At 34.7% G+C, this 9,698-nt stretch carries 9 protein-coding genes; 7 read left to right on the top strand and 2 right to left on the bottom strand.

The genetic code is table 11. The features are described from left to right. Positions 1-79: 79 nt before the first annotated feature. From MHB58_RS10890 to MHB58_RS10880, 3 genes are all read left to right on the top strand, one after another. Positions 80-523 carry a hypothetical protein gene (locus tag MHB58_RS10890; RefSeq protein WP_041865733.1) on the top strand — a complete coding sequence of 148 codons (444 nt, stop codon included), beginning with the start codon at positions 80-82 and terminating at the stop codon, positions 521-523. Between the two features lie 211 nt (positions 524-734). After that, positions 735-1,121: a hypothetical protein gene (locus MHB58_RS10885; protein ID WP_014823626.1), complete on the top strand. Its 387-nt coding sequence runs from the start codon at positions 735-737 to the stop codon at positions 1,119-1,121. A gap of 692 nt (positions 1,122-1,813) precedes the next feature. Then, on the top strand, positions 1,814-2,629 hold the full coding sequence (locus tag MHB58_RS10880) for an alpha/beta fold hydrolase (RefSeq protein ID WP_340735189.1): 816 nt from the start codon (positions 1,814-1,816) through the stop codon (positions 2,627-2,629). 206 nt (positions 2,630-2,835) lie between these two features. Here MHB58_RS10880 and MHB58_RS10875 read toward each other — a convergent pair whose 3' ends face one another. Further along, a complete protein-coding gene (locus MHB58_RS10875) occupies positions 2,836-4,026 on the bottom strand; it encodes a cupin domain-containing protein (RefSeq protein ID WP_340735188.1) in 1,191 nt (396 codons plus the stop codon). Positions 4,027-4,555: 529 nt separating this feature from the next. Here MHB58_RS10875 and MHB58_RS10870 point away from each other — a divergent pair. Both MHB58_RS10870 and MHB58_RS10865 read left to right on the top strand, forming a co-directional pair. Continuing rightward, a complete protein-coding gene (locus tag MHB58_RS10870; protein ID WP_014823628.1) occupies positions 4,556-5,134 on the top strand; it encodes an SF0329 family protein in 579 nt (192 codons plus the stop codon). A gap of 95 nt (positions 5,135-5,229) precedes the next feature. Further along, entirely contained in the window at positions 5,230-5,718 is a 489-nt protein-coding gene (locus tag MHB58_RS10865; RefSeq protein WP_014823629.1) for a GNAT family N-acetyltransferase, read from the top strand. A gap of 436 nt (positions 5,719-6,154) precedes the next feature. Here the strand turns inward: MHB58_RS10865 and MHB58_RS10860 are convergent, their stop codons facing one another. After that, a complete protein-coding gene (locus tag MHB58_RS10860; protein WP_231918660.1) occupies positions 6,155-6,850 on the bottom strand; it encodes a response regulator transcription factor in 696 nt (231 codons plus the stop codon). A gap of 198 nt (positions 6,851-7,048) precedes the next feature. Between MHB58_RS10860 and MHB58_RS10855 the strand changes: the two genes are divergently transcribed. After that, positions 7,049-7,990 (top strand): alpha/beta hydrolase, encoded by a 942-nt coding sequence (locus MHB58_RS10855; RefSeq protein WP_340735187.1) that lies wholly within the window; start codon positions 7,049-7,051, stop codon positions 7,988-7,990. Between the two features lie 81 nt (positions 7,991-8,071). Further along, the gene (locus tag MHB58_RS10850; RefSeq protein ID WP_340735186.1) at positions 8,072-9,685 is read left to right on the top strand and encodes a flavin-containing monooxygenase; all 1,614 of its coding nucleotides are present in this window, start codon (positions 8,072-8,074) and stop codon (positions 9,683-9,685) included. Positions 9,686-9,698: the final 13 nt, after the last annotated feature.

Genomic DNA, 9,698 nt, shown 5'->3' with positions numbered 1-9,698 from the left:
GGGTATTTCTATTATGTTTTTGTTATAACAAATCAAAGTGGAATTGGCGATTAAGAAGAAAGGTATAGGAGGTCTTATTATGGCTAGCCAAAATAAAAAAGCAGAACCAATTCTGCTTTTTTACAACAACATTGTTATCCAGGTAATGTGTAGAACGAATATTCCGCTATATAAGAACATAACGAAAGAAAGGACTATACGCCAAACATTTGTTAACCTTGTAGGGAAATTTGACTTCCATAATAACCAAATTAGCCCAGATAAGATAACTTTTGTGCCGAGAATCATTAAGGGCGAAAGTGAACTCAACAGGGGATTTGCTTCTTCAATCCATTCGTTGCTGAGTCCCCAAGCTGTACAAATGCCATCAATGAGATTTAATACCATAATGACCAACAACATCCGTTTAATATCAAACAAACGTTTCACTATACGTCACTCTTCGCTCGAATCGCAATCTCTCCTTTTATTCTTTTTCGGTAGCTACAATTTTGCTTCTAACGAACATTCCATCTTTAGATAAGCTTTTACAAAATTACTTATTTTATACTGCATTAATAGATACAAGATTAACTTCTTCATTTTTACCTATTATTTGTATTTTTTATTATCTATATTCTCCTTGAGTGATGTTTATATGGCAAAAACGAGCATAAATTGAAAACTTTATGGCCGACCGTATTAGTAATTGCGAAAATAGGGTATATGTTAGATGTAATATAGGGGGAGTAAAGATGAAACTTGAATTTTTAAAAGTTGAAAAAATCGTAGAAACAGATAAAAACAAAATCATTTATATTCCAGCTGGGGGCATCCAGTTTGGTTTTAAAAATAAAATCATTTCTTTAAAGGATCCATTACGAATTGGTATGACACATGGGGGCAGCTTCCTCAATGTTGTTCGCTACATCGATTTCGTAGTTTACGATGACCTATCAATCTATACAACAGGTGAGATTAAGCGTGAGAGCTTATTTGGCATCGTAGCGAATGAAGAAGTGCTATTAGCCATCCATAAAGAGCTGACTAAAAGTAGCAAGGAAGTTCCGTCTTTCAAGCCATTGGATGTTAAAGAAATTTTGAGCCGTGAATTTGAAGATGCTCATAAACAGACGAGTTAATTTCGAGATATATATAATACATAAGTCGGAGTATTTTGTTGAGTAAAATGGATAAAAAAAGAAGTAAGATAGCACAATCTATTAAAGAAAACTAAAGCACCGTTTGGAATAATATTTCCTTCGGTGCTCTTTTATTTTTTTTATTAAAGGATCTTCATATTATTGAGAGCTATTTATAAATATTTGGTAATAAATGGTGTAATATAAAACGAGGGAGTTTTGTTATTGGGGAATCGAATTGAAAGCAAGTGATGAACTAATTGGAGAAATCGATTTGTATGATTTTTACAATTCCACTGGTAACTGTGAGGTATGATATTCAATTTGTTATAATGGTACATGAACATACATGAAATTTATGCAGCACATAAAACAGATAATCCTGCTTCTGGAAATATTATGAGTAAATCAGGGATGGTGCAAGAAGGCATAATGACAATTTGATTAATCAGTAGCTACTACTAGCAGGTGTATTTTATTTGGTGGATTAGGAATAGCACTATTTTTATTTATTATTAAGGATGCCTTTGCGATATTTTACGGTTTGAATCTTGCCGGTTACTTACAAATAAATAGTCTTATCGTATTTATTCTTGCATTTTTAGTTACTATAATAAAAAAGATAACAGTCTAAAAAAATGGATATATTCAAATGCAGTATGGGTCAAAGATAGAGGAAAGAGGGGGAAGCAGTGCCGTATTGTAAAGTTCGTCAGGCAGAGATTTATTATGAAGATATAGGTGAAGGTAAACCTATTTTAATGATACACGGATTTACACCTGATCACAGACTAATGAGTGGTTGTATGGAGCCAATATTTACTTTAAGAGAAGGATGGCGAAGGATTTATATTGACCTACCTGGAATGGGGTTAACAAAGAATTATAACGATATAAGTAGCTCTGATGATATGTTAAATACGCTTACTGATTTTATCGAAGCTGTACTTCCAAATCAAGAATACATAATTGTAGGAGAATCTTATGGTGGCTATTTAGCAAGTGGACTTATTAGAATTCAAAAGGAACGAATAATTGGAGCGGCATTTATTTGCCCTGTTATCATTCCTCAGCAAGACGTTAGAACGATTGAGAAAAATAGAATATTAAGAAGAGATGATGAATTTATCAAAAAATTGTCGAAAGTAGAATTAGTCGACTTTAGCAGCAATCAAGTTGTACTGGATGAATATAATTGGATACGTTATAACAAAGAGATTTTAGCTGGGTGTAAGCTTGCAGATGCACAGTTTTTGGCAAAGATTAAGAACAAATACGAATTTTCATTTAATGTTAATCGGACTATTTTTAACAGACCCAGTTTATTTCTTTTAGGAAAACAAGATTCTTCTGTTGGTTACAAAGATGCAATTAACATAATGGATTATTATCCAAGAGGGTCATTTGCAATATTAGATATTGCAGGCCATAATTTACAAATTGAACAGCCTCAACTATTTAGTTCTTTAGTAAACGAATGGTTAGATAGAACAGAGGAAATATTATAAGAATTTGAAAAAAAGCTTGTTCAGATGCAATTTTTTAGAAAGTAGTTGTGCCATTCAATAAAAAAAGAGCCTACAAACATTGATATATCAATGCTTATAGGCTTTTAGCAATGTCTCGAAAGATCAGTTATTTGTATAAATTGAATATCCATTTACAGCTTAATAAATTAGAGGTAAAAAAATTTTCTTTCACGTATTTTATTTGGCTATTCAGTATCTTGATAAGTATACCCTGGGAATTTAACAACAGCCCATTTCTCTTTACGTAACGAGTCCATTAATTCTGGTCCTACATTTAAGTTGCTACTAACGATTTGTTTAGGGACCAGCGCCATCCATTGTGTTAATGAAATATCCGCATAGTTGGGACTTTTAAATACTTCTATATACCATAGGGTTTCATTGCCTGTGTTCTGAATATAATGTCCATAACAAAAAGGGATGTAGCCTACATCTCCTGCCCTCACATCAAAAGTTCGAGCAACCCCGTTAGCGGCGTATGCTGTCATCCGGCCTTGACCAGACAAGAAATATTGGAATTCATCATTATTTGGATGCCAGTGTAATTCCCTCATAGCTCCTGGTAGAATTTCAACAAGTGCAATTGACATATCCTGTGCAACTGGGAAATTTGTTGAATCTGCAATACGAACTGATCCTCCTGGTGAAAGAATTGGCTCCTGACCAAGCAAACTATGTGTAAAATTTCTTGTACCGAACGGATCTGGAATTGCAACTTCTTCAATAGGTCCTGGAACCTCTCCTTGATAAATATATTTTTCCTGCCTAGGAATATTTCGGAAGGCACTCTCAGGTACCCCAAAATTGGACGATAGAACCTCTTTAGGGGTATGGGCAAACCAGTCGGAAATTGTGAACGTATCTAAATCTGAAAACATACCATTGTCAAACATTAATAAAAATTCACAGCCCTCTTCAAGTCCTTGAAAGGAATGGGGAATTCCTGGAGGAAAATACCATAAATCACCCACTCCTACATCGGCAATAAAGTTTTTTCCATTCTGATCGACCGCGGTAATTCTTGCTCTTCCTACGGTCATAAAACAAAATTCCACCTCTTTATGCCAATGTAACTCTCTTACACCGCCAGGAGTTAAACGCATATTAACGCCAGCAATCGTTGTCGCAACTGGCAGCTCACGCATCGAAATTTGTCTCGACCAGCCACCATATTTTAAAGTCATATGTGTATCGGAAAAAGAAAAGCGTAGATTCGGCACCGTTCCCGCATCTGTTTCAGGTGGTACAAGCATATTTGGATTTTCTAATGCGCGTAAAATATCACGTGGCCCAGGATCTGTCGCACCGGCTCCGTCTTCCCGAATCGGTTCAGGAATTTCGTCAGCAGTAATCCTGAATTCAAATGGTTCAGACAAACATTTACCTCCTATAAAAGAATATGCATCATGGCAATTCTATGTTGAAATTAGAGGAAACAGAACTTAGTCGCAAAATCAATTCCCTAGAATGAATTTTGGAGATTTAGAAAAACGACTTCAACAATCTGACCCTTTCCTTGAATAAGGAAAGGGTCAGATTGTTGACTAATATTCTATTATAAATTGTTAATATACGAAGCTGTGGGAATTCTCTTATAAAAAATTTCAAAAGTGTATAATGAGTTTGTTAGAATATTACAATCTGAAACAAGAGCAAGAGGATGTGTCAATGATTTGGGAACAAAAATTAATTGAAACACCTAGTGGGACTTTTGGATATTTTGTAAAGGGAAGCGGTCAGCCACTTGTATAACGCATTATTCCATGGCTTTTTATAAAAATGGTAATTGGTTTGCTTCTTCATTCACGAAACATTATCAAGTATTTTTAATTGATGTCCGAGGTGCCGGTAATTCACCTGTCATTGAAGCGGATTCTTGATTACTTGAAGAAAGGATTGACTGATATGCAATGGAGTAAGACTAAATCATTACTTGAAAGTTTTCTCAGTGATAAGTTACAAGGAAGAATCAAAATATACGCAACTGTATATCGGAAATTTCATGATAGTCCAAGCAGAGTCTGGATTACATTTGATAACAAAGAAATTATAAGTGCATCTGATATTACTTATGAAAAAAAACACGAAGAATTATATCATAAGATAAAAAAGGAAGAAAACCTAAAAGACATTCCATTCAACGAAAATTGGCATGTAATGTTCAATTCTCCTGAACGACAAGAATTATTAACAGCATCTGATAATGTAGAAAAATGGATGATAAACCAAAATATTTTTAACAGTTATCATTTTTATCGATCTTTTATGAAATATAGTTCTTTGACCATTGATGAAGCATTAAATTCCGAAATTATAATAATACGGGCATATGCAATGCTGGATAGAAGGCTAGGCAAAAGAAGGATAAAAAAATTGAACTTTAGCATCGAGGACACTCATCCATTAATTTTAGACTTTTATAAAATACGATGTGACGTTGAAGGAATCTCATTAATAAACCATGAGACTTTATCAAAATTATAAATAGAATCGTAAATGTAATTATTTGTTGGGCTGTTTTTATTGATTTACTTTCATGAGTACAAAAATAATAGAAATAGGGAAGGAGTTTTTACAAAATGCCAATTTCTTTAGTGCCAATTTTAGAATCAGAAAAAACTATTTTAAGAAACCTTTACTCATTGTATCTACATGATCTTTCAAAGTTCTCTTCAATGATTGACCTTGGAATAGACGGTTCTTTCAAATATGAAAGCCTGGATAAATTCTGGGACATTGATGGAATTTCACCGTATTTTATTAAATTGGAGGGGAGTATTATAGGTTTTATCTTACTATTGGAACGGCCGTTTTTGACTGAGGAGAATGATTTAGTGATAAATGATTTTTTTATAATTAATAAGTACAAGGGGAAAGGAGTAGCAGCACAAGCCGCAGCAAAATTATTTGAAGCGAAACAAGGACAATATTTTGTGATACAAGTTATTGAAAATAAACGTGCTGTTTCATTTTGGAGAAATTTATATATTGAATTAAACATTAACATTAATGAAAAACAAGAATTAATTGATGGTGAGCAATGTTTAATTCAAACATTTAAGATATGAATCATTAAACGTATCGACTAATAACACACAATAATCCCAATGAAATAGGGTAACAGATTTAGGCTAGAGGAAGTAGTCGTCCCTTTTTAAAGATATCGATAGTTAAATCCGACGGCACAATCATAAATTGTAGGTTTTCTCCGTCTGAACCTGCTGCACCTTCTCCATTATAATAACTAAACTTGCCCTCTCTAACTGTTTCAGCCTCAGCCCTTTGAAGGGGCTGAGGTGGAATTGGCTCCAATATTACGTGATAGGTAGATCTCCAGGTTCTGGAATTTTACTTTATGATAGTATCAGAGTTAAAAAACCGAATACAAACGGTTTCAGTACTTCGCTTGGCTCATTAACTTTAAATATATAAGAAATTGGCGCACCAAAGACCTTATTTTCAAAAATGGATATGAGAATTGTTCGTTCATTAAAATCTAATTGTCTAAGTCAAAATCCTCTTTTGGAATAAAAACGCCACTGCATGTGTTCGATTTGACGTATTTGTTTTTGACATGACACTTTTAATATATTGTTTAATGGTCGTTTCACTAATTTCTAATAGGTGGGCGATTTGTTTTGAACTATAGCCAAACGCAACGCATTTCATGACCTCAAATTCTCTTTTGGATAGTTTGATTTCATTGTTTTCTACATAGCATGGATGATTAAATAACATTTCTCCTACTTGACTACTAAATAAATTTGCTTCCATTAATAATTGAGGGTCAAAGTTTTTATGGAAATGGGTACCCAAAAAGTATCCAACAACTACATGATTAAAAGTAATCGGTACAACCAAGAGTGAATTTTGGTTTTCAGCGATAATATATTTTCTTGGGATATTTAAATGAAAATCATTGCTTTCAAAATATTGCGCACTTTTCTTTTGGATTGCCTCAAAAATGGCTGGAATCGTAGTTACATCATCACGAATGGATGAAATACATTTAAATTCATTTGTATTAGCACAAACAATACCTTCCGCTAAATGATCAATGGGAGAATATCGGAAAAGCATTGTTTCTTCTATTGAAAAGGTCGATAGGAAACATTCTATTATCATTTTAATTTTTCTATCTACGTTTTCTACGGAATTAATTTTAGCTAAGTTTTGTTCCCAAGTATTCCTTTCAATCACCAAAAAGAGCACCCCTTTTATATAAAAACGGTTTATTAGTTTTATATATGCTTCCCATACTCCGAAAAATCATAAAAAATCCATTCTTCGCCCAAAAGTATATATTATTTTCCCTAAAAGTAGGAATATCTATTAAACCGAGCAGCGAATAAAATAAAAGTGTCTTAAATTTTTATGTTAGAAAAGGGAGGAATTATAATGGCAAATTTAACTGAACAAGCAAAACAATATTTAGAGAGCTTTTACAGTGGGCCGAAAATGGAATCGTTTAATCCGGTGGAATTAAAGGCAATTATGGCACAATCTCCAGTACCCCCTCAAAATAATCTACCAAGCATTCATCAAACAGAAGATCGTTTTATTAAAGCAAAAGATGGTGAAGAAATTAGACTTCGTATTTATACACCAGAAGGAGAGGGTCCCTTCCCGGCACTTGTATACTATCACGGCGGTGGCTGGGTAATTGGTGCTGTTGAGATGTTTGAAGCTGCAAACCGTTTCGTTGCTACAGAAGCTAATGCTGTTGTCGTATCGGTTGATTACCGTTTAGCACCGGAAAAATCTTATCCAACTCCAATTGAAGATTGTTACGCTGCACTTGAATGGGTATTCGAACATGCAACGGATATCAATGTAGATCCAGCAAAAATTTCAGTTGGGGGCGATAGTGCAGGAGGAAATCTATCTACTGTTATTGCAAAAAAAGCATTGGATAATAATGGGCCCGCAATCCAATCTCAAGTTCTTATTTATCCAGTAACGAACTTAGAATTTGACACAGATTCATATAATGAATTTGCTCAAGGGTTCGGACTTGATCGCGATCTTATGAAATGGTTTGGCATTCACTATGTTGGAAACGAAAAACTATACAATGAGCCAGATGTTTCTCCTTTAAAATATGATTCTGTAAAGGGATTACCTCCTGCAATTATTATTGCTGCAGAAAATGATGTGTTAAAAGACGAAGGGGTCGCTTATGCAGAAAAATTAAAACAAGACGGTGTGAACGTTCAGTATGAATTAATCCCGGGTGTTGTTCATGGTTATTACAGTAACATGGATTTCTTTGCGGATGAAACGAGACAAACGGCACAACTAATTGTCAATTTCATAAACAAAGTCGCACAAAAAGCTTAAAACGAGATTATGGGAATTCATGGAGTATAAAACTTCCTCATTTCCTTTATAAATAAGCATAAACAAAGGGGGATCATGCTTATGGCAAATCATGTTGATGCAATCGTTATTGGTGCTGGTTTTTCTGGAATTTATATGACATATAAGTTACGGGAAGAAGGTTTCACGGTTAAAACGCTCGAAAAAGCAGCTGGTGTTGGAGGGGTATGGTTTTTAGCACGTTATCCAGGTGCTCGTTGCGACTCTGATAGTATTTATTACAATTACATTTTCTCAGAGGAACTATATAAAAAATGGTCATGGTCATCACGTTTTGCAGCTCAAGATGAAATTTTAAGCTATTTAAACTTTGTTGCTGATGAGTTAGACGTGAAAAAAGAAATGCAATTTAATACAGAAGTAAAGTCCGCTATTTGGGATGAGGATCAAACGAAGTGGCTTGTCACAACAGCACAAGGAGAAGAGTTTACAGCTACTTACTTGATTTCGGGCGTTGGATGTTTATCAACTTCAAGTATTCCGAATTTCCAAGGTCGCGAAAGCTTTAAAGGGGAGAGCTATCACACAGGGAATTGGCCACATACACCAGTCGACTTAAAAGGAAAGCGTGTCGGCGTGATCGGGACAGGCTCAAGTGGTGTGCAATCTATTCCTGTAATTGCCGAAGAAGCGAAGGAAGTATATGTATTCCAACGTACCCCACAGTATTCCGTTCCAACACGGAATCGTCAATTTACAGAAGAAGAAATCGCTCAATTTAAAGAAGCGTTCATAGATGCGCGAGAAATTATGTTAAATTCTCCTTCTGGATTACCCATTCCAAGATCGACAAAATCAGTAGTAGATACACCAGAAGAAGAGCGTATCGCAATTTTAGAAGATGCTTGGGAAAAAGGAGGCATGATTTTAAATAATGCCTTCTATGATATTGTCATTGATCCAAAGTCAAATGAGTTGGTTTCGGAATTCCTTCGAGGCAAGATTCGTGAAAAAGTGAAAAAATCTGATGTAGTCGAACATCTGCTTCCATATTACTATTACTCAACGAAACGTCCAATTTTAGATACAAATTATCATGATACGTATAACCAGGACCATGTTACATTAGTGAACTTACGACAACAGCCAATTGAGTGTATTACAGAAAACGGTATACAGACTACAGAAAAAGAATATCCACTAGACATTATCGTATTTGCTACAGGTTACGATGCGATGACAGGTACTTTATTAAAACTTGATATTAGAGGACGCAATGGCGTATCGCTTCAGGAAAAATGGGAAAATGGGGCAAAAGTTGAAACATATTTAGGGCTTGGGCTAGCAGGATTTCCAAACTTTTTCACGATTACTGGTCCACAAAGTCCATCGGTTTTAACAAATGTACCAACAGCAATCGAACAACACGTGGAATGGATTTCGGATTGTCTGAACTATTTAAGAGAACACAATGTGAAAACAATTGAGCCAACAGTAGAAGCGGAAATGCAGTGGAGTAAACAATGTACAGAAATTGCCAATGGTACATTGTTTACTAAAACGGAATCCTGGTATACAGGTTCTAATATCGATGGGAAATCGCGTGACTTCTTAATTTACTTAAATGGTTTAGATAATTATCGTCAACTTTGCAATGAAGTCGCTGAACATGGTTATAAAGGTTACCAATTACAGTACGAAGAAATTAAAGCATAAACAGGGGGAGTAT

Origin of the sequence: Solibacillus sp. FSL K6-1554 (assembly GCF_038005185.1) — a bacterium.
In the GTDB taxonomy this organism is placed as follows: domain Bacteria; phylum Bacillota; class Bacilli; order Bacillales_A; family Planococcaceae; genus Solibacillus; species Solibacillus silvestris.
This window is presented reverse-complemented; position numbering and strand designations above follow the sequence as displayed.

Excerpts from the sequence above, each read along its gene's own strand:
- MHB58_RS10865 (WP_014823629.1), top strand. The coding sequence starts at position 5,230 with ATGCCAATTTCTTTAGTGCCAATTTTAGAATCAGAAAAAACTATTTTA.
- MHB58_RS10870 (WP_014823628.1), top strand. The coding sequence starts at position 4,556 with ATGCAATGGAGTAAGACTAAATCATTACTTGAAAGTTTTCTCAGTGAT.
- MHB58_RS10850 (WP_340735186.1), top strand. The coding sequence starts at position 8,072 with ATGGCAAATCATGTTGATGCAATCGTTATTGGTGCTGGTTTTTCTGGA.
- MHB58_RS10885 (WP_014823626.1), top strand. The coding sequence starts at position 735 with ATGAAACTTGAATTTTTAAAAGTTGAAAAAATCGTAGAAACAGATAAA.
- MHB58_RS10890 (WP_041865733.1), top strand. The coding sequence starts at position 80 with ATGGCTAGCCAAAATAAAAAAGCAGAACCAATTCTGCTTTTTTACAAC.
- MHB58_RS10855 (WP_340735187.1), top strand. The coding sequence starts at position 7,049 with ATGGCAAATTTAACTGAACAAGCAAAACAATATTTAGAGAGCTTTTAC.